Source organism: Janthinobacterium sp. HH106, from assembly GCF_001758725.1.
Lineage (GTDB): Bacteria > Pseudomonadota > Gammaproteobacteria > Burkholderiales > Burkholderiaceae_D > Janthinobacterium.
Genome location: NZ_LRIC01000012.1, coordinates 167,271 through 187,581, shown reverse-complemented (window position 1 = coordinate 187,581; position 20,311 = coordinate 167,271). Strand labels below are relative to the sequence as shown.

23 protein-coding genes and 1 tRNA gene are annotated in these 20,311 nt (G+C 64.6%); 19 read left to right on the top strand and 5 right to left on the bottom strand.

Annotated elements, in window-relative coordinates; translation table 11 throughout:
• The first annotated feature begins 16 nt into the window (after window positions 1–16).
• The 8 genes from JAB8_RS06955 (at window position 17) to JAB8_RS06920 (ending at window position 9,293) form a co-directional block, all read left to right on the top strand.
• Complete coding sequence (locus JAB8_RS06955; RefSeq protein WP_070288977.1) at window positions 17–805, top strand: enoyl-CoA hydratase/isomerase family protein; 789 nt, start codon at window positions 17–19, stop codon at window positions 803–805.
• Between the two features lie 45 nt (window positions 806–850).
• The gene (gene bioA / locus JAB8_RS06950) at window positions 851–2,179 is read left to right on the top strand and encodes an adenosylmethionine--8-amino-7-oxononanoate transaminase (RefSeq protein WP_070288976.1); all 1,329 of its coding nucleotides are present in this window, start codon (window positions 851–853) and stop codon (window positions 2,177–2,179) included.
• Window position 2,180: 1 nt separating this feature from the next.
• Window positions 2,181–3,377 carry an 8-amino-7-oxononanoate synthase gene (bioF, locus tag JAB8_RS06945; protein ID WP_070288975.1) on the top strand — a complete coding sequence of 399 codons (1,197 nt, stop codon included), beginning with the start codon at window positions 2,181–2,183 and terminating at the stop codon, window positions 3,375–3,377.
• Window positions 3,367–4,158, top strand: coding sequence for a dethiobiotin synthase (gene bioD / locus JAB8_RS06940; RefSeq protein WP_070288974.1), 792 nt, complete (start codon window positions 3,367–3,369; stop codon window positions 4,156–4,158). The genes bioF and bioD overlap by 11 nt, the downstream gene beginning before the upstream one ends.
• A gap of 31 nt (window positions 4,159–4,189) precedes the next feature.
• Window positions 4,190–5,236 carry a biotin synthase BioB gene (gene bioB, locus JAB8_RS06935; protein WP_070288973.1) on the top strand — a complete coding sequence of 349 codons (1,047 nt, stop codon included), beginning with the start codon at window positions 4,190–4,192 and terminating at the stop codon, window positions 5,234–5,236.
• A 161-nt stretch (window positions 5,237–5,397) separates the two neighbouring features.
• On the top strand, window positions 5,398–7,425 hold the full coding sequence (locus tag JAB8_RS30230; RefSeq protein WP_070288972.1) for an acetyl/propionyl/methylcrotonyl-CoA carboxylase subunit alpha: 2,028 nt from the start codon (window positions 5,398–5,400) through the stop codon (window positions 7,423–7,425).
• A gap of 10 nt (window positions 7,426–7,435) precedes the next feature.
• The gene (locus JAB8_RS06925) at window positions 7,436–8,368 is read left to right on the top strand and encodes a glyoxylate/hydroxypyruvate reductase A (protein WP_070289002.1); all 933 of its coding nucleotides are present in this window, start codon (window positions 7,436–7,438) and stop codon (window positions 8,366–8,368) included.
• A 1-nt stretch (window position 8,369) separates the two neighbouring features.
• Window positions 8,370–9,293 carry a hydroxymethylglutaryl-CoA lyase gene (locus JAB8_RS06920; protein ID WP_070288971.1) on the top strand — a complete coding sequence of 308 codons (924 nt, stop codon included), beginning with the start codon at window positions 8,370–8,372 and terminating at the stop codon, window positions 9,291–9,293.
• 164 nt (window positions 9,294–9,457) lie between these two features.
• Here JAB8_RS06920 and JAB8_RS06915 read toward each other — a convergent pair.
• A tRNA-Pro gene (locus JAB8_RS06915) sits at window positions 9,458–9,534 on the bottom strand.
• 208 nt (window positions 9,535–9,742) lie between these two features.
• Here JAB8_RS06915 and JAB8_RS06910 point away from each other — a divergent pair.
• From JAB8_RS06910 to JAB8_RS06900, 3 genes are read left to right on the top strand one after another with little or no spacing between them, the layout of a single operon-like run.
• Window positions 9,743–10,345 (top strand): hypothetical protein, encoded by a 603-nt coding sequence (locus JAB8_RS06910; protein ID WP_070288970.1) that lies wholly within the window; start codon window positions 9,743–9,745, stop codon window positions 10,343–10,345.
• Between the two features lie 44 nt (window positions 10,346–10,389).
• A complete protein-coding gene (locus tag JAB8_RS06905) occupies window positions 10,390–11,001 on the top strand; it encodes a nucleotidyltransferase domain-containing protein (protein ID WP_254679464.1) in 612 nt (203 codons plus the stop codon).
• Window positions 10,937–11,377, top strand: coding sequence for a hypothetical protein (locus JAB8_RS06900; RefSeq protein ID WP_230504465.1), 441 nt, complete (start codon window positions 10,937–10,939; stop codon window positions 11,375–11,377). Before JAB8_RS06905 ends, JAB8_RS06900 begins: the two co-directional genes overlap by 65 nt.
• A gap of 5 nt (window positions 11,378–11,382) precedes the next feature.
• Here the strand turns inward: JAB8_RS06900 and rsmI are convergent, their stop codons facing one another.
• Window positions 11,383–12,291: a 16S rRNA (cytidine(1402)-2'-O)-methyltransferase gene (rsmI, locus tag JAB8_RS06895; RefSeq protein ID WP_070288967.1), complete on the bottom strand. Its 909-nt coding sequence runs from the start codon at window positions 12,289–12,291 to the stop codon at window positions 11,383–11,385.
• A gap of 165 nt (window positions 12,292–12,456) precedes the next feature.
• Here rsmI and JAB8_RS06890 point away from each other — a divergent pair, with 165 nt between their 5' ends.
• From JAB8_RS06890 to JAB8_RS06860, 7 genes are all read left to right on the top strand, one after another.
• Entirely contained in the window at window positions 12,457–13,659 is a 1,203-nt protein-coding gene (locus tag JAB8_RS06890) for a penicillin-binding protein activator (protein WP_083287595.1), read from the top strand.
• Between the two features lie 10 nt (window positions 13,660–13,669).
• Window positions 13,670–14,023 carry a YraN family protein gene (locus tag JAB8_RS06885; protein ID WP_070288965.1) on the top strand — a complete coding sequence of 118 codons (354 nt, stop codon included), beginning with the start codon at window positions 13,670–13,672 and terminating at the stop codon, window positions 14,021–14,023.
• Window positions 14,024–14,080: 57 nt separating this feature from the next.
• Entirely contained in the window at window positions 14,081–14,677 is a 597-nt protein-coding gene (locus tag JAB8_RS06880; RefSeq protein WP_034752465.1) for a phosphoheptose isomerase, read from the top strand.
• The gene (locus tag JAB8_RS06875; RefSeq protein ID WP_070223194.1) at window positions 14,670–15,356 is read left to right on the top strand and encodes a BON domain-containing protein; all 687 of its coding nucleotides are present in this window, start codon (window positions 14,670–14,672) and stop codon (window positions 15,354–15,356) included. The genes JAB8_RS06880 and JAB8_RS06875 overlap by 8 nt, the downstream gene beginning before the upstream one ends.
• 86 nt (window positions 15,357–15,442) lie before the next feature.
• Window positions 15,443–15,964 (top strand): TlpA disulfide reductase family protein, encoded by a 522-nt coding sequence (locus JAB8_RS06870; protein WP_070223196.1) that lies wholly within the window; start codon window positions 15,443–15,445, stop codon window positions 15,962–15,964.
• Between the two features lie 85 nt (window positions 15,965–16,049).
• Window positions 16,050–16,640: a sigma-70 family RNA polymerase sigma factor gene (locus tag JAB8_RS06865; RefSeq protein WP_070288964.1), complete on the top strand. Its 591-nt coding sequence runs from the start codon at window positions 16,050–16,052 to the stop codon at window positions 16,638–16,640.
• On the top strand, window positions 16,637–17,332 hold the full coding sequence (locus JAB8_RS06860) for an anti-sigma factor (RefSeq protein ID WP_070288963.1): 696 nt from the start codon (window positions 16,637–16,639) through the stop codon (window positions 17,330–17,332). Before JAB8_RS06865 ends, JAB8_RS06860 begins: the two co-directional genes overlap by 4 nt.
• Window positions 17,333–17,378: 46 nt before the next feature.
• Here JAB8_RS06860 and JAB8_RS06855 read toward each other — a convergent pair whose 3' ends face one another.
• Window positions 17,379–17,801, bottom strand: a complete 423-nt coding sequence (locus JAB8_RS06855) for a PaaI family thioesterase (RefSeq protein WP_070288962.1) — start codon at window positions 17,799–17,801, stop codon at window positions 17,379–17,381.
• A gap of 90 nt (window positions 17,802–17,891) precedes the next feature.
• Window positions 17,892–19,049 carry a PepSY-associated TM helix domain-containing protein gene (locus JAB8_RS06850; protein ID WP_070288961.1) on the bottom strand — a complete coding sequence of 386 codons (1,158 nt, stop codon included), beginning with the start codon at window positions 19,047–19,049 and terminating at the stop codon, window positions 17,892–17,894.
• A gap of 217 nt (window positions 19,050–19,266) precedes the next feature.
• Between JAB8_RS06850 and JAB8_RS06845 the strand changes: the two genes are divergently transcribed.
• Window positions 19,267–19,812: a YbhB/YbcL family Raf kinase inhibitor-like protein gene (locus tag JAB8_RS06845; protein WP_070288960.1), complete on the top strand. Its 546-nt coding sequence runs from the start codon at window positions 19,267–19,269 to the stop codon at window positions 19,810–19,812.
• Here the strand turns inward: JAB8_RS06845 and JAB8_RS29685 are convergent.
• A complete protein-coding gene (locus JAB8_RS29685; RefSeq protein WP_217494204.1) occupies window positions 19,760–20,284 on the bottom strand; it encodes a hypothetical protein in 525 nt (174 codons plus the stop codon). The genes JAB8_RS06845 and JAB8_RS29685 overlap by 53 nt on opposite strands.
• Window positions 20,285–20,311: the final 27 nt, after the last annotated feature.

The window sequence follows — 20,311 nt, the reverse complement described above, 5'->3', positions numbered from 1 at the left end:
ACTCAGGGAGAAGAGAATGGAATTTGAAACCTTAAAGCTGGTCATCGAGGGCAATGTCGCCACCGTGACCCTGAACCGCCCGGACGTGCGCAATGCCTTCAACGAGACGACGATCGCCGAACTGGCGCGCGCCTTCGAGGGGCTGGGGCGCAGCGACATGGTGCGCGCCATCGTGCTGGCCGCGAACGGCGCGGCCTTTTGCGCCGGTGCGGACCTGAACTGGATGAAGAAGATGGCCGGCTACACGCATGCCGAAAACCAGGCCGACGCGCTGCAGCTGGCGCAGATGCTGCGCACGATTTACCTGTGCCCGAAACCCGTGGTGGCGAAGATCCAGGGCGACTGCTATGCGGGCGGCATGGGCCTCGTCGCCGCATGCGATATCATTCTGGTTGCGGAAGATGTGCATTTCTGCCTGAGCGAAGTGCGGCTGGGACTGATCCCAGCCACTATTTCACCGTATGTCATCAAGGCCATGGGCGAAAACGCGGCACGCCGCTATTTCCTGACGGCGGAGCGATTCTCCGCCCGGGAAGCGCTGCGCATCGGCTTTGCCCACGAGGTAGTCGAGGCAAGCGCGCTGGACGCGAAAACCGCCGAGGTACTGAAAGCCCTGACGGGCAACAGCCCGCACGCCGTGGCGCAAGCGAAAACGCTGGTGCGCGAGATCGCCGGCCAGCCCGTCAATGACGCGCTGTTGGCGGACACCGCCGAGCGCATCGCGCAGATCCGCGCCTCGGAGCAGGGACGCGAAGGCGTGCAATCCTTCCTCGACAAGCGCAAGCCGGGTTGGCTCATGGGCTAGTTAATAGTCCAAAGCTCATGGACTAAGAATATCATTGGAGCAGTTTTGAAAGCAGAAAAACAATCGGGCTGGGTCGAACGCAGTCTGCGCAGCGTGTGGCATCCGTGCACGCAAATGCAGCACCACGAGACGGTTCCGCTCATCCCCGTCAGCCATGGCCGCGGCGCCTGGCTGTATGACCACGAGGGCCGACGCTACCTGGACGCCATCAGCTCCTGGTGGGTGAACCTGTTCGGCCATGCCAACCCGCGCATCAATGCGGAACTCAAGGATCAACTGGACCGCCTGGAACACGCGATGCTGGCCGGTTTTACGCATGAACCGGTGATCGAGCTGTCGGAAAAGCTCTCCGCGCTCACCAATGGCGTGCTCGGTCACAGTTTTTATGCGTCCGATGGCGCCTCGGCCGTGGAAATCGCCCTGAAAATGAGTTTTCACGCCTGGCGCAACAGCGGCAAGGGTGAAAAGCAGGAATTCGTCTGTTTGAAGGGCAGCTACCACGGCGAAACCATCGGCGCCCTCGCCGTTACGGACGTGGCACTGTTCAAGGATGCCTACGGCCCCCTGCTGCGTGCCTCGCAGACGGTGATGTCGCCCGACTTCCGCCAGGCGGCCGAAAACGAATCGGCGCAGGACGTGGCGCGCCGCGCGGCGGCCGACGTGGAACGGCTGTTCCAGGAAAAGTCCGAAAGAATCGCCGCCATCATCATCGAGCCGCTGGTACAGTGCGCCACCGGCATGGCCATGCACAACCCGCTGTACCTGTCGCTGGTGCGCGCCCTGTGCGACCGCTATCAAGTCCATCTGATCCTCGACGAGATCGCCGTCGGCTGCGGCCGCACGGGCACGTTCTTTGCGTGCGAACAGGCCGGCATCTGGCCCGATTTCGTCTGCCTGTCCAAGGGCATCAGCGGCGGCTATTTACCGCTGTCCCTGGTGATGACGCGCGAAGATATTTATCAGGCGTTCTACAGCACCGACGTGCGCCGCGGTTTTTTGCATTCGCACTCGTACACGGGCAACCCGCTGGCCTGCCGCGCGGCGCTGGCAACCCTGTCGATTTTCGAGGAAGACGACGTGCTGGCGGCCAACCGGGAACGCGCCGCCAGGATCACGCGCGCCCTGGCGCCGCTGGCGCAGCACGAGCGCGTAAAACACTTCCGCCAGCAGGGCATGATCTGGGCCTTCGATGCGGTAGACGCGGCGCCCGACTTTTCGCGCCGCTTCTTCAGCACGGCGCTGGAACACGAACTGCTGATGCGCCCCATCGGCTCCACCGTCTACCTGATGCCGCCCTACATCCTCGACGACACAGAAATCGCGGGCCTGGGCCAACAGACGCTGGCCGTCTTCAACAAAGTGATCGGAGCCTGAGATGGAACTGCTCACGCGCTTGAAGCAGCAGTTGCAGGGGCTGGAAGAGCGCAGCCTGATCCGCCGCCGCCGCACCGTCGACACGCCGTGCGCGCCGCGCCTGACGGTCGATGGGCGCGACATGCTGGCCTTTTGCAGCAATGACTACCTGGGCCTGGCGTCGCATCCGCGCATCGTCGATGCGCTGAAAGAGGGCGCCGACCTGTATGGCGCCGGCAGCGGCGCTTCGCATTTGATCAGCGGCCATAGCCGCGCCCACGCACAGCTGGAAGAGCGCCTGGCCGCGTTTGTCGGCGCCAACCTGGAACAGGCGCGCGCGTTGTATTTCTGTACCGGCTACATGGCCAATTTAGCCGTGCTGACGGCCCTGGCGGCCGGTGATGCCGAAGCCGAGATCTTCTCGGAAGCGCTGAACCACGCTTCGCTGATCGACGGCACGCGTTTGTCCCGCGTCAAGACGCGCGTGTATCCGCATGCGGATCTCGACGCCTTGGCGGCCCTGCTGGCGGAAAGCAAAGCCAAAACGAAAATCGTCGTCACCGACAGCGTCTTCAGCATGGATGGCGACCTGGCGCCGCTGCCCGCGCTGCTGGCCCTGTGCGAACAATATGGCGCCTGGCTGGTGGTCGACGACGCGCACGGCTTCGGCGCGCTGGGCGAGAATGGCCGCGGCGCGCTGGAATACTTCGACCTGCATTCGCCGTATCTGGTCTACGTGGGCACCCTGGGCAAATCGGCCGGCGTGGGCGGCGCCTTCGTTTGCGCGCATGAGGCCGTGATCGAGACGCTGATCCAGAAGGCCCGCCCCTACATCTTCACCACGGCCGCCGCGCCCGCGCTCGCGCATGCGCTGCTGGCCAGCCTGGACATCATCGCCGGTGAAGAAGGAAAACAACGCCGGATGCACCTGGCGGCGCTGGTGGCGCAGTGGAACGAAGGCTTGCAGCTGCAGCACTGGCAAGCCTTGCCATCGCTGTCCGCCATCCAGCCCGTCATCATCGGCGAGAACGCGGACATGCTGGCCGTCGCCGCGAATCTGTACCAGCAAGGCCTGTGGGTCGGCGCCATCCGCCCGCCCACGGTCCCTGCCGGCACGGCGCGCCTGCGCGTGACCCTGTCGGCCGGCCATACGGCGCAGGAAGTGGCGCAATTGATCAACGCAGTCAACACCCTGGAAAGGACTCGCCATGAGCCTTGATGACCCTATCGTGGCCGAGGTGCTGGCGGACCTGGCGCCGGCCGTGCAGCCGGCGCCGGCCACCATCGGCCTGCCCTCGCGCTTTGCCTGTTTCGTCACCGGCACCGACACGGAAATCGGCAAGACCCTGACCTCGTCAGCCCTGCTGCACGCGCTGGTGGCGCGCGGCGTGCGCGCCTGCGGCATGAAGCCCGTGGCCGCCGGCGCCGAGATGCGCGACGGCGAGCTGCATAATGAAGACGCCGACAGCCTGATCGCCGCCGGCAACGTCACCATGCTGCGCAGCCTGACCACGCCCTACATGCTGAAGGAACCGGCCGCGCCGCACATCGCCGCCGCGCTGGAAGGCGTGAGCATCGAGTCCGTACCCATCCTGGCCGCCTACCTGGAAATCGCCGCCGCCTCGGACGCGGTCGTGGTCGAAGGCGTGGGCGGATTCCGCGTGCCGCTGTCGCCAGGTTTCGACTCGGCCGACCTGGCGCAGCAGCTCGACCTGCCCGTGATCCTCGTGGTCGGCATGCGTCTGGGCTGCATCAGCCAGGCCTTGCTGACGGTGGAAGCCATCGAGGCGCGCGGCCTGACGGTGATCGGCTGGGTCGCCAACACCTTGGAAGTGGAAATGCGCTTCCTCGACGAAAATATCGATGCGCTGATCGAGCGCATCCCGGCGCCGCTGCTGGGCAGGGTGCCGCGCCTGGCGCAACCCACGGCGGAAGCGGCGGCGGCGTATCTCGATTTCACCGGCTTGCCCAACTGGCCGGCGCAGCATCCCAACACTTAAACGCATTCAAAAATAGAAACGAAGGAATCACATGTCTCACGTCCAAGAAGCAGCAAAAACCGTCGAACTGCACCGCCCAGCGGCGCGCATCACCGTGCCGGAAGCGGCCACCTGGCCCGTCGCCGACGTGCTGGCCCTGTTCGACCTGCCATTCAATGACTTGATGTTCAAGGCCCAGCAAACCCACCGCGTCAACTTCCCCGACGGCGACGTGGAACTGGCGACCCTGTTGTCGATCAAGACCGGCGGCTGCGAGGAAGACTGCGGCTACTGCCCGCAGGCGGCCCGCTACGACACGGGCGTGGAAGCGAAGAAAATTCTCGACATCGACACGGTGCTCGACGCGGCCCGCCAGGCGAAAGCCAACGGCGCCACGCGCTTCTGCATGGGCGCCGCCTGGCGCAGCCCGAAAGAGCGCGACATGGAAAAAGTCGAAGAGATGGTGACCAAGGTCAAGGCGCTGGGCCTGGAAACATGCGCTACTTTGGGCATGCTGGAAGAGGGACAAGCGGACCGCCTGAAAAACGCGGGCCTGGACTTCTACAATCATAACCTCGATACGGCGCCCGAGTTCTACGACAACGTCATCTCCACGCGCGAATACCAGGATCGCCTCGATACTTTGGGCCGCGTGCGCGAAGCGGGCTTGAAAGTGTGCTGCGGCGGCATCGTCGGCATGGGCGAGACGCGTCTGCAGCGCGCGGGCCTGATCGCCCAGCTGGCGAACCTGAATCCGTATCCGGAATCGGTGCCCGTCAACCACCTGGTGCAGGTGGAAGGCACGCCTTTGTTCGGCCTGGAAGCGCTGGACCCGTTCGAATTCGTGCGCACGATCGCCGTGGCCCGCATCACCATGCCGAAAGCGCGCGTGCGTCTGTCGGCCGGCCGCCGCCAGATGGGCGAAGCCGTGCAGGCGATGTGCTTCCTGGCCGGCGCCAACTCCATTTTCTATGGCGACAAGCTGCTCACCACCGACAACCCGGAAGCGGAAGACGACCGCGTCTTGTTGAACAAACTGGGCTTGCAGACGCGCGGCGCCATGCTGGAATCGGTACAGAAAGAGAAGTGCGGCTGCTGATCCAGCCCTGTCGGGTTACGCCGTGCCGGCTAACCCGACCTGCGAATACCGCCTCACCAATGCGTAGGTCGGCTTAGCGCAAAGCGCGTAAGCCGACACGCCAGCACACAACGTCCATGACAAGAGACAGCTGCCCCTTTTTGAGAGAATAGAGAGAGACCATGTTCACTAAAATCCTGATCGCCAACCGCGGCGAAATCGCTTGCCGTGTCGCCGCTACCGCGCGCCGCATGGGCATCCAGACCGTCGCCGTGTATTCGGAAGCGGACGCCAACGCCAAGCACGTCGCCGTCTGCGACGAAGCGGTGCTGATCGGCCCCGCGCCAGCCAAGGAAAGCTATCTGTGCGGCGACAAGATCATCGCCGTGGCGCTGGCCACTGGCGCCCAGGCGATCCACCCCGGCTACGGCTTTTTGTCCGAGAACGCCGATTTCGCCGACGCCTGCCACGCGGCGGGCCTGGTCTTCATCGGCCCGCCGGCGTCCGCCATGCGCGCCATGGGCTCGAAATCGGCCGCCAAGTCGCTGATGGAAAAAGCGAACGTGCCGCTGGTGCCCGGCTACCACGGCGAGAATCAGGATGCGGAATTTTTGCACGGCCAGGCAGACAAGATCGGCTATCCCGTGCTGCTGAAGGCATCCGCCGGCGGCGGCGGCAAGGGCATGCGCGTCATTGAAAACAGCGCCGACTTCAAGGCGGCGCTGGCCTCGTGCAAGCGCGAAGCGATCAGCTCTTTCGGCGACGACAAGGTGCTGGCCGAGAAATACCTGTCGCGTCCGCGGCATATCGAAATCCAGGTGTTTGCCGACACGCTCGGCAACTGCATCTACCTGTTCGAGCGCGATTGCTCGGTGCAGCGCCGTCACCAGAAGGTGCTGGAAGAAGCGCCGGCGCCGGGCATGCCGGCGGACCGCCGCGCGGCCATGGGCGAGGCGGCCGTCGCCGCCGCCAAGGCCGTCGGCTACGTGGGTGCGGGCACGGTGGAATTCATCGCCAACCAGGATGGCTCGTTCTACTTCATGGAGATGAACACGCGCCTGCAGGTGGAACATCCGGTAACGGAAATGATCACCGGCACGGACCTGGTGGAATGGCAGCTGCGCGTCGCCTTTGGCGAGCCGCTGCCGAAAAAACAGAATGAATTGACGATCCACGGCCACGCCATCGAGGCGCGCATCTACGCGGAAAACCCGGAAAAGGGCTTTTTGCCATCGATCGGCACCCTGCGCCACATGCAGTCGCCATCGGCCGTGACGTTCGAACTGGGCGGCACCGTGGTGCCGGCGTCCGTGCGCATCGATTCGGGCGTGCGCGAAGGCGACGCCATCTCGCCGTTCTACGACCCGATGATCGCCAAGCTGATCGTCTGGGGCGCGGACCGCCGCGAAGCGCTGGCGCGCATGGCGCAGGCGCTGTCCGACTACCAGATCGTGGGCCTGGCCAGCAATATCGCCTTCCTGAAGCGCCTGGTCGAAGGCCAGGCATTCAGCTCGGCCGATCTCGATACGGGTTTGATCGAGCGCAATCAGGCGTCGCTGTTCCCCGCCCTGCAGCCGGCACCCGACACGGCCCTGGCGCTGGCATCCGTCGCCCTGCTGCTGGAAGAAAAAACGGCCGCCGAAGCGCAGTCGGCCAACCGCGCCGACCCGTGGGGCAACGCCCTGGGTTGGCGCTTGAACAGCACTCTGGGGCGCAGCCTGTCGTTCGCCGATGAATTCGCACTGGCCAGCGACGACAAAACCTATGCCGCGCGCATCGCCTACAAGACCGATGGCTGGCTGTTCAACGGCCAGCCCCTGAGCTTGACGGCGCGCACAGGCAACGAGCTGCACATCAAGCTGGGAGAGCGTGCCGTGCATGGCACGGTGCTGCGCGACGGCGAGCAGTTCCACGTATTCACCGGCGGCTTGCACACCACCCTGCACTACAGCGACCCGATGGCGCATGCGGGCGAGGTGGAAGCGGAGGGCGGCCGCCTGACGGCGCCCATGCCGGGCAAGGTCGTCGCCGTGCTGGTGAACAAAGGGCAGGACGTCAAGAAGGGCGAACCGCTGGTCATCATGGAAGCGATGAAGATGGAGCACACGATCGCCGCGCCGCACGACGGCCTGGTGGAAGACGTGCTGTATTCGGTCGGCGACCAGGTGGCCGATGGCGCGCCGCTGCTGGCCTTCAAGGCTGCCGCATAAAGGTAAGCACATGCGCATCCTGTTACAACGTTCGGACGGCAAGGAAGCGGCGTGGATCAGCGACTTCCGCGACTTGCTGCCCGAAGCTGACATCCACTTCTGGCGCGAAGGCGAGGCGGTCGCGCCCTGCGACTATGCCGTCGTGTGGCAGCCGCCCGCCGCCATGCTGCCCGAGCTGGCCAACGTCAAAGCCATCTTCAACACGGGCGCCGGCGTCGACGCGCTGTTGAAATTCGGCGATGCGCTGCCGGCCCACGTACCGCTGGTACGCCTCGACGACGCGGGCATGGGCGTGCAGATGGCCGAGTATGTGAGCCACGCCGTGCTGCGCCACTTCCGCCGTTTCGACGATTACGAGGCGCAGGGCCGCGCCGGCATCTGGCAGCCGCTGCCCGCCTTCGACAAGCTGGATTTTCCCGTCGGCGTGCTGGGCATGGGCGTGCTGGGCACCCGCGTGCTGCAAGCGCTGGCGCAGTTCGAATTCCCCCTGCGGGGCTGGAGCCGCAGCCGCAAGCACGTCGATGGCGTCGCATGCTTTGCGGGCGAGGAAGGGCTGGAAGCCTTCTTGCACGGCACGCGCGTGCTCGTGTGCATGCTGCCGCTCACGCCGGACACACACAACCTGCTCGACCGCGCGCGCCTGTCGATGCTGCTGCCAGGCGCCTACATCATCAACGTGGCGCGCGGCGCGCATCTGGCCGAACCGGATCTGCTGACCCTGATCCGCTCCGGGCATATCGCCGGGGCGACCCTCGACGTGTTCCGCAACGAGCCGCTGCCGCAGCAGCACCCGTTCTGGCAAGAACCGCGCATCACCATCACGCCGCATATTTCGGCCGCTACCCTGCGCCGCGAAAGCGTGGCGCAGATCGCCGCCAAGATGCGCCGCCTGCACGCCGGAGACGTGGTCGCCGGCATCGTCAACCGTTTGCAAGGATATTGAGATGAACCCTACTACCAGTTTGCCCAAGCAGGTCAAGATCGTCGAAGTGGGGCCGCGCGACGGCCTGCAAAACGAGAAGGACACCATCAGTGCCGCCGTCAAAATCGAGCTGGTCGACCGCCTGACCCTGGCCGGCTTTGCCAATATCGAGGCGGCGTCCTTCGTCTCGCCGAAATGGGTGCCGCAGATGGCCACCAGCGCGGAAGTGATGGAGAGAATCGCGCGCCGCCCGGGCACCATTTATTCGGCGCTGACGCCGAACATGCAGGGTTTCGATGCCGCCTTGGCGGCAAAAGCCGATGAAGTGGTGATCTTCGGCTCGGCCTCCGAGGCGTTCTCGCAAAAGAACATCAATTGCTCGATCGCCGAATCGATCGCCCGCTTCGAAGGCGTGGCGAAGGCAGCCAAGGAACACGGCCTGCGCCTGCGCGGCAGCATCAGCTGCGCCTTCGGCTGCCCCTACCAGGGAGACGTGCCGCTCGACGCCGTGGCCGACGTGGTGGGCCGCATGCGCGACCTTGGTTGCGACGAGATCGACATCGCCGACACCATCGGCGTGGCCACGCCGAGAAAGACGCAGGCGGTGATGCAGCGCGCCATCGCGGCTTTCCACGTGGGCGGCCTGTCCGGCCACTTCCACGACACCTACGGCCAGGCGCTGGCGAACATCTACGCCAGCCTGGAAACGGGCATTACGATCTATCACTCGTCCGTCTCGGGCCTGGGCGGCTGCCCGTACGCCAAGGGCGCCACCGGCAACGTGGCAACAGAAGACGTGCTGTACATGATGCAGGGACTGGGCATCGCCACCGGCATCGACCTGGACCTGGTGGTCGATGCGGGCCAGTTCATTGCGCAGCAGCTGGGGCGCAAGGGCTCCAGCCGCGCCGGCAATGCACTGGCGGCGAAACGCCTCGCGGCGTAGGTCGGGTTAGCGCGTAGCGCGTAACCCGACAACAATGTTGGCCATGATCCTGGTGTTGTCGGATTACGCGCTTGCGCGCTAATCCGACCTACGTCGACCTGCCCGAACCGTACAGACGAAAAAAAACCCAAGAGCCGAAACTCTTGGGTTTTTTTCTACAAATTTGGTCGGAGTACAAGGATTCGAACCTTGGACCCCCTGGTCCCAAACCAGGTGCGCTACCGGGCTGCGCCACACTCCGAAGACCAAGATAATACAGGCCGTATCGACTTCGGTCAAGGGTCAGGTGAAACTCTGTGTAAATTATTTACGCGCGGCACTGGGACTCATGTATTTTTCAAAACGATTGAAGTATGCGACACTGGGTTTGCAAGTTTTCCCGATCAGACATGAAGGCGACGACGGCAATGGAGTTCAGGATAGAAAGAAGCAGCGGCGGCGGCCAGCCCATGCCAAATCGCCGCGGCATCGCGCTGGGCGTCGGCGTGTCCTTGCTGCTGCATGGCGCCTTGATCTATCTGTGGCGCCACGTCCAGCCGCCTGTGCCGCCGGACACGGCCCCGCGCGTGGAATCGATCGCCGTGTGGATACGTCCGCTGGCCGCCAAGCCGCCCCCGCCGCCTGTCGAGGTCGTCAAGCCGAAGCGCGAACCCAAGCCCATCAGCAAGCAGAAACGCGCCGCTGTCCGGGAAACGCCGGCGGCAGCCACCGCGCCGGCATCCAGCCCGCAAGCCATCACGGTGGTGCCGGCCTCACCGGCCACGCCGGCGGCCAGTCCCGACACCTTCAGGCAAGAAACTGCGGAAACGCCGAAATTCGACATGGAAGCGGCCAGGAAGACGGCGCGCAAGATGGCGGGCGAACGCGACCCGTCAAAGGTGGGCACGGCCGTGGGGCAAATCCCCGACAAACCGCTGCAAACGGAAACCCAGCTGGCGCGCGACATCGCCCAAGGCAAGCGCGGCGATTGCCGCACCGCTTATGCAGGGGCGGGCTTGCTGGCGCCCGTGCTGATGTTGCTCGACAAGAAGGATAGCGGTTGCAAGTGGTGAGGGCTTGCTTGACTATACCCATATTGGGTATATATGCAGACACATTGTTTTCCAAAACACAGCAACGCGTGCTGGCTTTGCTCTTTGGCCAGGCGCAGCGCTCTTTCTATGCGAATGAAATCATCGCCTTCGCGGCCATCGGCTCGGGCGCCGTGCAACGCGAACTGGCCAAGCTGGTGAAATCGGCCCTGGTGACCGTCAAGAAAGTGGGCAACCAGAAGCATTACCAGGCAAATCATGATGCGCCGATCTTCGACGAGCTGCGCAGCATCGTGCTGAAAACCTTTGGCGTCGCCGATGTGCTGCGCGTGGCCCTGCAACCGTATTGGCAGGAAGTCGACCTGGCGTTTGTGTACGGTTCGATGGCCAAGGGCACGGAACAGGCGCACAGCGACATCGACCTGATGGTCATCGGCAACATGGCATCGAATGCCCAGTTGCTGGCAGCGCTGCAGCCAGCGCAGCAGCAACTGGGGCGCAGCATCAACCCCACCTTGTACACACATGAAGAATGGCGGCAAAGAATAGACGACGGCAAGTCGTTCGCCGTGCGCGTCCTCGAACAGCCCAAAATTTTTGTCAAAGGGGCCAATGATGACCTCCTCAAGCTCACAGGCGCTGGCGAACCTGGCGCGCATCGGCCAGCTCAAGGCTGAGCCACCGGACGCACGCGAACGGGCGGGCTTGCTGCGCTCGGCCACCGTGCGCCCGCACGATGCCAGGCAGCCGATACTGTCGCTGGAAAGCCGCTTCGACCTCGCGTATAACGCGGCGCATGCTGCCGCCTTGTCTGCGCTGCGTCAACATGGTTATCGCAGCGACAACCGCTATCTCGTCTTTCAAAGCCTGGAACACACGCTGAGTTTCACGCCGCAGCAATGGCTGCTATTCAATCAGGCCCACAAGAAGCGCAACCTGGCCGAATACGAGGGCGAGCTGGATGTCACGCAGGGCTTTGTCGACGAGTTGATCGAGCATGTGGAACAATTGCTCGCGGCGGCAAGTGCACTCAATGTCCAGCCGCCAAGCTAATCGCCTTATTCCTGCCCCTTCAACTGCAACGCCCGCTCATACAGGGCGTTTTTCTTGCGCCCCGTGATTTGCGCCGTCAGATTCGCCGCCTGCTTGACGCTGCATTCGGCCAGCAGGATGTTGAGGATGCGTTCCGCTTCCACGTCTTCCGCGTCCTGCGCTTGCGTGGCGCCTTCCAGCAGGACGACGAACTCTCCCTTTTCGCGGTGCGCGTCGGCACGGATCCAGCTTTCCGCTTCCGACAGGGGGCAGCGGTGGATTTCCTCGAACAGTTTCGTCAGTTCGCGCGCGAACACCACCTGGCGCGTCGGCTCGAACGCTTCCACCAGGGCCGTGGCGCAATCGAGGATGCGGTGCGGCGCTTCATAGAACACCATGGTCGCCGTCACGCCGCGCAGGCTGTGCAAGATGTTTTCGCGCTGCTTGGCCTTGGCTGGCAGGAAGCCGACAAAGTAGAACTGGTCATTCAACAAGCCGCTGGCGGAGATGGCGGTGATCGCCGCCGACGGGCCGGGCAGGGGCAGCACGCGCAGTCCCGCCGCGCGCACGGCGTCGACGATGCGCGCGCCGGGGTCGGACACGGCGGGCGTGCCGGCGTCGGAAACGAGGGCGATGCGCTCGCCCGCCTGCAGGCGCGCGATCAGGGTCTGCGCCACTTCGCGCTCATTATGTTGATGCGCCGCAATCAATGGCTTGTTCAAGCCGAAGCGCGTCAGCAGGTGCGCCGTGTTGCGCGTATCTTCACAGGCGACGGCGTCGGCAAGGCTCAGCAAGTGCAGCGCGCGCAGGCTGATATCGGTCACATTACCGATGGGCGTGGCCACTATATACAATGTTGCGATAGGATAGACCTGGTGCGCCGCCTCTGTCATGATGGGCAGGCTGGCGATGGAACTGATTTCTTGTACGGTCATTTTGGAGGTTGAATGCTTGCTAATAGTGTGAAGTTACTGCTTGTTTGTGCCGCGACCGGCATGCTGAGCGCTTGCAGCACGCCTTGCGACGCGCCCGGGCAATTGTGCGCGCCTATTGAATCTAACACAAGGGCGCTGCCGCCACCGAAGCCGCTGCCGCCTCCCGTGCCGCCCAAGCCGCCCGCGCCCGAACCGGTGACGTTTGCCGTGGCCGTGCCCGACATTACCGCGTACGACGGCAGCGGCGCGCCGCTGGCGCCCACCGCCACCAAGCCGGCGACTGGCACGCCGCAGGACATGCCGGCCGCCACCGCACCGGCGCCGTCCGACGGCAATCTGCACCACATCGGCCTGCTGCTGCCGCTGCGCTCGGCGTCCCTGGGTCCGGCTGCCGAACTGCTGCGCGCCGGCTTCATGGCCGCGTATGAGCGCGACCGCAGCGGCTTCGAAGTAACGGTGATCGACACGGGCGACGGCAGCAGCGACGTGCTGAACAAGTTTGCGCAAGCGCAAGAGGAACAGGACGTCGTCGTCGGACCGTTGTCGCGCTCGGCCGTGACGGCCGTGGCGAACAGCGATCTGGTACGCAAGCCAACGATCGCCCTGAACCACCCGGACAACCGCGGCGAAGCGCGCCTGCCGGCCAAGCTGCTGGTGATGGGCCTGTCGATCGAGGCGGAAGCGCGCCAGGTCGCCGCCTGGGCCGCCAGCGAACAGCCGGGCGCCAGCGCGCTGATCCTGTCGGCCGGTTCGCCTTCGCAGCGCCGCATCAGCGCCGCCTTCAAGCAGGAATGGCTGCGCCAGGGCGGCAAAGTCGATGTGATGGACTTGACGGCCACGAATGGCTACCTGAGCGATGCGGAACTGGTGCAGCTGCGCGCGCGCCTGGCCGCGACGCCGCCGGGCCTGCTGTTTGCCGCGCTCGACGCCGACCAGGCGCGCCAGCTGCGCGTGGCCATCGGCAGCGACCTGCCCCTGTATGGCACCTCGTCACTGAACCCCGGCGCCGGGCGCGGCGCCAGCGGCCCCGAACTCGACGGCGCGCGCCTGCTGGACCTGCCTTGGCAAGTGCAGCGCGACCATCCGCAAGTGATGGTGTATCCGCAGCCGCCGCAGTCAGGCGACGTCCGCCCGACAGCCGATATGGAACGCCTGTACGCACTGGGCATCGACGCCTTCCGCGTGGCGCGCGAAGTGGCGCTGCGGCCGAACACACCATTCACGCTCGACGGCGTGACGGGCCGCCTGGCCGTGCGCTTTGAGAATGATCAAAGCGTGTTCGAACGCACGGAACAGGCCGCCACCTACCAGCAGGGCGTGCTGGGCACCTGGCCACCGGCTCCGCCTGCCGCGCCGCCGGTACAATAAGGACACCGCCATGCCGCCCTTCTGGAACAAACGGGAACGGGGACGGCAGGGGGAAGACGATGCGCTCGCGTATCTGTTGCTGCAAGGCTTGGTGCTGCTGGAACGCAATTATCTGTGCAAGGGCGGCGAGCTGGACCTGATCATGCGCGATGGCGCCTCCATCGTCTTCGTCGAAGTGCGGCTGCGCAGCAGTGCGGCCTTCGGCGGTGCCCTGGCCAGCATCACGCCCGCCAAGCAGCGGCGCATGGTGGTGGCCGCGCAAACCTGGCTGCTGGGACAAAAAACCGTGCCGCCATGCCGCTTCGACGCGCTGGCCATCGATGGCGGGCGCATCAGCTGGCTGAAGAACATCCTCGATATGTAAGCATTTTTAACAGTGCTTGTCCGCCATGCCGCGCGCCTGCACTATAATCGGCAGACTATGAATAATCAACGCATCCTCTCGCACTTCCACGAAAGTGCCGAACTCAAGATCCAGGCCGCCACCGTACTGGCGCAACCCATTGCGCAGGCGATCGACCTGATGTTTTATGCATTGTCCAACGGCAACAAGATCCTCGCCTGCGGCAACGGCGGTTCCGCCGCCGATTGCCAGCATTTCGCGGCCGAGCTGGTCGGACGCTTCGAACGCGAGCGCTTTCCGCTGCCGGCCCTGGCGCTGACGACGGATACGTCGATCCTGACGGCCGTGGCGAACGACTACAGCTACCGCGAGATCTTCTCGAAGCAGGTGCAGGCCTTCGGCCAGGCCGGCGACATCCTGCTGGCCATCTCCACGTCGGGCAATTCGGCCAACGTGATGGCCGCCGTGGAAGCGGCGCTCGAGCGCGAAATGCGCGTCGTGGCGCTGACGGGCAAGGACGGCGGCGCCATCGGCAAGATGCTGACGGACGCCGACGTGCATATCTGCGTGCCGGCCGAGCGCACGGCGCGCATCCAGGAAGTCCACCTGACCACCATACATTGCATCTGCGACGGCATCGACGTCGCGCTATTCGGAGGAGACGTGAATGACTAAATTCGGTACTGGCCCAGGCTGGAAACGCGTACAACGCCCGCTGGCCACCGCACTGCTGTGCGGCGCCATGCTCACTTCGCTCACCGGCTGCATCGAATTGATGGTCGGCGGCGCGGTGATGGGCGGCGTTGCCGCGGCGGACCGCCGCACCCTGGGCGCCCAGACCGAAGACAAGTCGATCGCCGTCAAGGGCGAGGCGCGCATCCCGTCCATCGTCGGCGATGCGGGCCACGTGAATGTCACCAGCTTCAACCGCCGCGTCCTGCTGACGGGCGAAGTGCGCGACGAGGCGATGAAAAATGCCGTCGAGCGCGAAGTGCGCAATATCGAGGGCGTGGAGTCGGTGGCCAATGAATTGATCATCGCCGGCCCGGCCAGCTATACCTCGCGCTCGAACGACGCGCTGATCACCACCAAGGTCAAGGCCAGCCTGGTCGACATGAAAACCATCTCGGCCGCCTCGTTCAAGGTCGTCACGGAAAACGGCACCGTCTTCCTGATGGGCCGCGTGACCCAGCGCGAAGGCACGGTCGCGGCCGACGTGGCACGCGGCGTGGGCGGCGTGCAGAAAGTGGTCAAGCTGTTCGACTACATTTCGGAAGCGGAACTGAAGCAATTGCAGCCCGATCCGCCGCAGCAGCGCACGACCAGCACGGTCAGCGATACGGTCCAGCAATAAACGCCTCCGCCGTTTGACCTACGGCGCCAGACTGACGATGCGTCTATAATGGCCGCATCGTTGCTCTACATTAGTGAAACTTTGCCATGTCCACTTCGCCCTCCGCAAGCAAGTCCTGGATCAAGCCAGCCCTCATCGCCGTGTTCGTGGCGGGCGTGGCGGCGGCCGGCTATCTGTCGCTGAACGACAAGCAACGCGCGCCGGACGTGACTTTCCACGGCATCCATGGCGAGAAAATCACCTCGGCCAGCCTGCGCGGCAAGGTGGTGATGGTCAATTTCTGGGCCACTTCGTGCACCACCTGCGTGGCGGAAATGCCGGACATGGTCGACACCTACAACAAGTACAAGGGGCAGGGCCTGGAATTCGTGGCCGTGGCCATGAAATACGATCCGGCCAACTACGTGCTGAATTTCGCCGAAACACGCCAGCTGCCGTTCAAGGTGGCGCTCGACGTGACGGGCGAGGCGGCCAAGGCCTACGGCGACGTGGCCCTCACGCCCACCACCTTCGTGCTCGACAAGCAGGGCAAGATCCTCAAGCGCTACGTGGGCAAGCCGGAATTTGCCGAACTGCACAAATTGCTCGAAACGGCCATCGCGGGATAACACGGCACAAAACCCTGTTGCCAAGCGTTGTCAATCTGTTATAACCTTCCCAGGCGTGATCCCATTCACCTTGTGAAGGCCAGCCGTGTCCCCAGCCGCTCAATCGCTCGACCCGCAGCAACTGAAAACCTGGCTGCTTGCCACCGGGAACAAGGACGCCACGGCGTTCCGCCAGCTATATAACTCCACCTCATCGAAACTGTTTGGCTTCGCGCTGCGTATATTGCATAAGCAAGAGCTCGCTGAAGAAGCCTTGCAAGAGGGTTTTGTCGCCATCTGGAACAACGCCGCCGCTTACCAGAGCCATCTGGCCGCGCCGATGACCTGGATGGCCACCATCGTGCGCAACAAGGCGTTCGATGTGCTGCGGCGCAGCGACGATACCGTGGAAATCGATGCCGAACAGTTTGATAGCGAAGTCATGAATGCACTCCGGGACCCCCAGGCCACGCCGATCGAATCACTGCAGATGAGCGGTGACGCCAAGGCGCTGGCGTTTTGCATGTCGGCCCTGGAAGGGCTGCACCGGCAGGTGGTCGCCCTGGCGTTTTATCACGACCTGTCGCACAGCGAAGTGGCGCAGCAGATGTCGCTGCCGATCGGCACCGTGAAGACGTGGATACGCCGCAGCCTGGAACGGCTGCGCACGTGCCTGGCGAAACGGGAGGCATCATGAATATCCGCGGCAATGACACCCTGCGCCAGAAACTGGCGTCCGAATACGTGCTGGGCACCCTGAAAGGGGGCGCGCGGCGGCGTTTCGAAGGTTGGCTGCACAACGACGCCGATTTGCGCAATATCACGGCCGAATGGCGCCAGCGCCTGGAACCGATGGCGGAATTCGCCACGCCCGTGGCGCCGCCCAAGCGCGTGTGGCAGCAGATCGAGCAGCGCCTGCACCTGAAGCCGCAGGGCGGCTGGGCGTTGTGGCGCGATGCGCTGTCGTTCTGGCGTGGCCTGGGCATGACGTCGAGCGCCATCGCCGCGCTGCTGGTGATCGTCGTGGCCACGCGCGTGATGGAGGCGCCGCAGATCAGCTATGTCGCCAGCCTGACGGACGAGAAGGCGCAAACGGCATTGCTGCTGACGGCCGACAGCCGCCACGGCGCGCTCGAAGTGCGCATGGTGGCCAACGCGCCCGTGCCTGCCGACCGCGACCTGGAACTGTGGGCCGTGCCGAAGAGCGGCAACCCGCGCTCCCTGGGTTTACTCGCCGACAAGGGCAACGTGAAACTGGCCCTGTCCCAGCGCGCCCTCGGCAGCGACGTGGCCCTGCTGGCCGTCACCCTGGAGCCAAAGGGCGGTTCGCCGAATCCGAACGGACCGACGGGACCAATCTTGTATAAAGGTAACTGGGTCAGGCTATAAGGAAATGTCGGGTTACGCAGCGCTGCTGCTAACCCGACCTACCGGCTTATTTCGGATATAAAATCATCTGCGTGCAGCGAAACAGGGCAATCGTCTTGCCCGTTTCCTTGCTTTTCACCACGGCATCCCACACTTGCGTGTTGCGGCCCTTGTGCTCGACCTTGGCCGTGCAGGTGAGCGTGCCTTCGCGGGCCGTGCCCAGGTGGTTCGATTTCAGTTCGATGGTGGTGAAATTCGTCGCGCCTTCGGGCAGGTTGACGATGCAACCGTAGCCGGACGCCGTGTCGGCCAGGGTCACCACGCTGCCCGCGTGCAGGTAGCCGTTCGGCGCCAGCAAATGTGGCAGCACGGGCAATTCCGCCGTCAGCTGGCCGTCGCCCACGGCCGTGATGACGATGCCCAGGTGGCCGGGCAGGCGGCCCGTGCCGCGTTCATTCAACATTGCTACGGTGATGTCGGGATTGCTCATGCTGGTCCTTGTGCGGGTGAGTCCGGACAGCGGATCTGCCGGAAAATACTATGATGATAGCAACTTTCCCCGCAACGGTTTGGCGGCCCCTTATTTCCGGCCGCGCCGCCGTTTCCACCACACCAGGGTGCCCGTCAGCAGGAACAGCAAGGGCATCAAACCGAAGACGGTAATGAAGGCGCGCCCGGCCACGCCGAACGCCTGGCCCGAATGCAGGGGGAATTGCCAACCCAGGAAGACGTCCCCGGCCGGCGCCCGCAAGGGATCGCGTATGCGCAGGGGCAAGCCGCTGCGCGCGTCCAGCGTGATGCGCGTGGCGCCGTCGCCGTGGGCGATTTCACCGGGCTGGCGCACGCGCACGTCGTACGGCTGGTCCTTCTTGCCCGGCAGCACGATGCGCGACACGCGCGCCTGCGGATACAGCCGCTGCGCGGCGGCCATGGCCTGGCCCGCATCGAGCAGGGCGCCATCCCGCGCCACATTCTTCAATTTTGCCGTGTCCGGCACCGTCGACACCAGGTCCACCAGCGGCACGATCAATTGCGGCAAATTGAAATAGATGCCGGAAAAGGCGATCACGGCCAGCACGGGCGCGGCAAAAAAGCCCGCCGCCTTGTGCAAGGTGTAGTTGAAGCGGGGCCAGGAGCCGCCATGCGACACGGTCAGGGCGCGCCGGATCGCCGTCCACTGCAGGCGCGGCCACCACAGGTAGATGCCGCTCAGGGCCATCAGCAGCAGCATCACGCCGGAAATCCCAGTGATGGTCTTGCCCACCTCACCCGACAATACATAGCGGTGCAAATGAAACATGCCCGACATCAGCAATGGCCGCGTGAGGCCGAAGCGCCCCCAGTCGCGCTCGCCTTTGACTTGCAAGGTGTAGGGGTCGACCATCACCTGGCGCACGATGGCCTGGCTGAACGGGGAAGGCTTGCCGGCCTGGCGGTACGAGGCCACGTACACGTCGCGCGCATCGGCGGGCGGATTGATCTGCGCCGGCTTGCCGTAGGCGGGGTCGGCCGCGAGTCCATCCACCACCGCCTGCAAGGAGCGCGGCGTCACCTGGAACACCTGGCCGGGCGCGGGCGTGCTCGCCTGCAACAAGGTCGGATTCAGATACGCGTCGAGTTCCGGCATCCAGGCGATGGCGGAACCGGTCAAGCCCAAGAGGACGAACAGGGCGCCGAACCATAGCCCCGCATACAGGTGCAGTTTGCTGATCAACCATTTGCTGGAGCGTTGTGACATGGAAACTTTGGGGAAATTTTGGGCTGCGAAACGATAGCATGAAAGCCCCGCAGTAAAAATCATGCGCATCAAGAAAGGGAGGAACCGCACAACACGCTCATGGGAACGTTGGAAATAGGATAAAACGAGCGTTTCGGCACCATCAGCGAGCGCATCGGCATCGCGGGTAAATATTGCACGGCATACACTTTCCCCTATACTTATCGAAAGGAAAACCATGACTACCTCCCGCCTCTTCGCCGCCACCTTGGGCCTCGCTCTGCACCTGGGCGCGCACGCCGCCGATTTCACGGTCACCAGCACCGACATTGCCCCCGGCCAGCGCCTGGCGAGCGCGCAAGTGTTCCAGGGCTTCGGCTGCACGGGCGGCAACCTGTCGCCGCAATTGTCGTGGAGCAATGCCCCAGCCGGCACGAAAAGCTACGCCATCACCCTGTACGATCCGGACGCGCCCACGGGCAGCGGCTGGTGGCACTGGAGCGTATTCAATGTGCCGACCAGCACCACGTCCTTGCCTGCGGGAACGACAACCGCCACCCTGCCGGCCGGCGCCGTACAAGGGCGCAACGATTACGGCGATAGCGCCTACGGCGGCGCCTGCCCGCCACCGGGCGACCAGGCCCACCGCTACCAGATCACGGTGTGGGCGCTGAAAACGGACAAGCTGCCGCTGGACCAGCACGCCAGCGGCGCCATGCTGGGCTACATGCTCAATGCCAACGCGCTGGGCAAGGCACAACTGACGGGACTGTATGGCAGATGACATGGAAGCGGTGGCCCTGAGCGAGCTGCGCATCGCCCACGGCACCATCGAAGCGCGCCGCGCGCAAACCCTGCGCCGCGTGCCCGTCTTCCAGAGCGCCCTGTGCCGCGTGCGGCAGGGAACCAAGCTGCTGGAATGGGGGGCGCGCCAGGCGCGCGCCGGCACGCACGACGTGGTGATGATGCCGGCGGGACAGGAACTGGGCGTAGCCAACCTGCCTGACGCGCAAGGCTATCGGGCGGAAGTGCTGAGTTTTTCGCCGGCCCTGATCGCCCGTTTCCGCGCGCGCCATGGCGGCCTCGTCGATACCCAGCTGCGCCAGGCGGCCACGGCCAGCCTGTGCGTGCCGCTCGATGCCCACGCGGCACTGGCCTGGGACCAGCTGACGGCCAGCCTGGCGAGCAGCACACCGCCCGCGCTGCTGGCGCACCAGGCCGAAGGCTTGCTGCTGGCCCTGGCACTGGGCGGCCATTGCGGCCCGCTGTTGCTGGACCGCCGC

What these genes read in the sequence shown, in the direction of transcription:
- JAB8_RS06955 (WP_070288977.1), top strand. Translation starts at nt 17, where the DNA reads ATGGAATTTGAAACCTTAAAGCTGGTCATCGAGGGCAATGTCGCCACC.
- bioF (WP_070288975.1), top strand. Translation starts at nt 2,181, where the DNA reads ATGGAACTGCTCACGCGCTTGAAGCAGCAGTTGCAGGGGCTGGAAGAG.
- bioD (WP_070288974.1), top strand. Translation starts at nt 3,367, where the DNA reads ATGAGCCTTGATGACCCTATCGTGGCCGAGGTGCTGGCGGACCTGGCG.
- bioB (WP_070288973.1), top strand. Translation starts at nt 4,190, where the DNA reads ATGTCTCACGTCCAAGAAGCAGCAAAAACCGTCGAACTGCACCGCCCA.
- JAB8_RS30230 (WP_070288972.1), top strand. Translation starts at nt 5,398, where the DNA reads ATGTTCACTAAAATCCTGATCGCCAACCGCGGCGAAATCGCTTGCCGT.
- JAB8_RS06925 (WP_070289002.1), top strand. Translation starts at nt 7,436, where the DNA reads ATGCGCATCCTGTTACAACGTTCGGACGGCAAGGAAGCGGCGTGGATC.
- JAB8_RS06920 (WP_070288971.1), top strand. Translation starts at nt 8,370, where the DNA reads ATGAACCCTACTACCAGTTTGCCCAAGCAGGTCAAGATCGTCGAAGTG.
- JAB8_RS06910 (WP_070288970.1), top strand. Translation starts at nt 9,743, where the DNA reads ATGCCAAATCGCCGCGGCATCGCGCTGGGCGTCGGCGTGTCCTTGCTG.
- JAB8_RS06900 (WP_230504465.1), top strand. Translation starts at nt 10,937, where the DNA reads ATGATGACCTCCTCAAGCTCACAGGCGCTGGCGAACCTGGCGCGCATC.
- rsmI (WP_070288967.1), bottom strand. Translation starts at nt 12,291, where the DNA reads ATGACCGTACAAGAAATCAGTTCCATCGCCAGCCTGCCCATCATGACA.
- JAB8_RS06885 (WP_070288965.1), top strand. Translation starts at nt 13,670, where the DNA reads ATGCCGCCCTTCTGGAACAAACGGGAACGGGGACGGCAGGGGGAAGAC.
- JAB8_RS06880 (WP_034752465.1), top strand. Translation starts at nt 14,081, where the DNA reads ATGAATAATCAACGCATCCTCTCGCACTTCCACGAAAGTGCCGAACTC.
- JAB8_RS06875 (WP_070223194.1), top strand. Translation starts at nt 14,670, where the DNA reads ATGACTAAATTCGGTACTGGCCCAGGCTGGAAACGCGTACAACGCCCG.
- JAB8_RS06870 (WP_070223196.1), top strand. Translation starts at nt 15,443, where the DNA reads ATGTCCACTTCGCCCTCCGCAAGCAAGTCCTGGATCAAGCCAGCCCTC.
- JAB8_RS06860 (WP_070288963.1), top strand. Translation starts at nt 16,637, where the DNA reads ATGAATATCCGCGGCAATGACACCCTGCGCCAGAAACTGGCGTCCGAA.
- JAB8_RS06855 (WP_070288962.1), bottom strand. Translation starts at nt 17,801, where the DNA reads ATGAGCAATCCCGACATCACCGTAGCAATGTTGAATGAACGCGGCACG.
- JAB8_RS06850 (WP_070288961.1), bottom strand. Translation starts at nt 19,049, where the DNA reads ATGTCACAACGCTCCAGCAAATGGTTGATCAGCAAACTGCACCTGTAT.
- JAB8_RS06845 (WP_070288960.1), top strand. Translation starts at nt 19,267, where the DNA reads ATGACTACCTCCCGCCTCTTCGCCGCCACCTTGGGCCTCGCTCTGCAC.
- JAB8_RS29685 (WP_217494204.1), bottom strand. Translation starts at nt 20,284, where the DNA reads ATGGCCGCCCAGTGCCAGGGCCAGCAGCAAGCCTTCGGCCTGGTGCGC.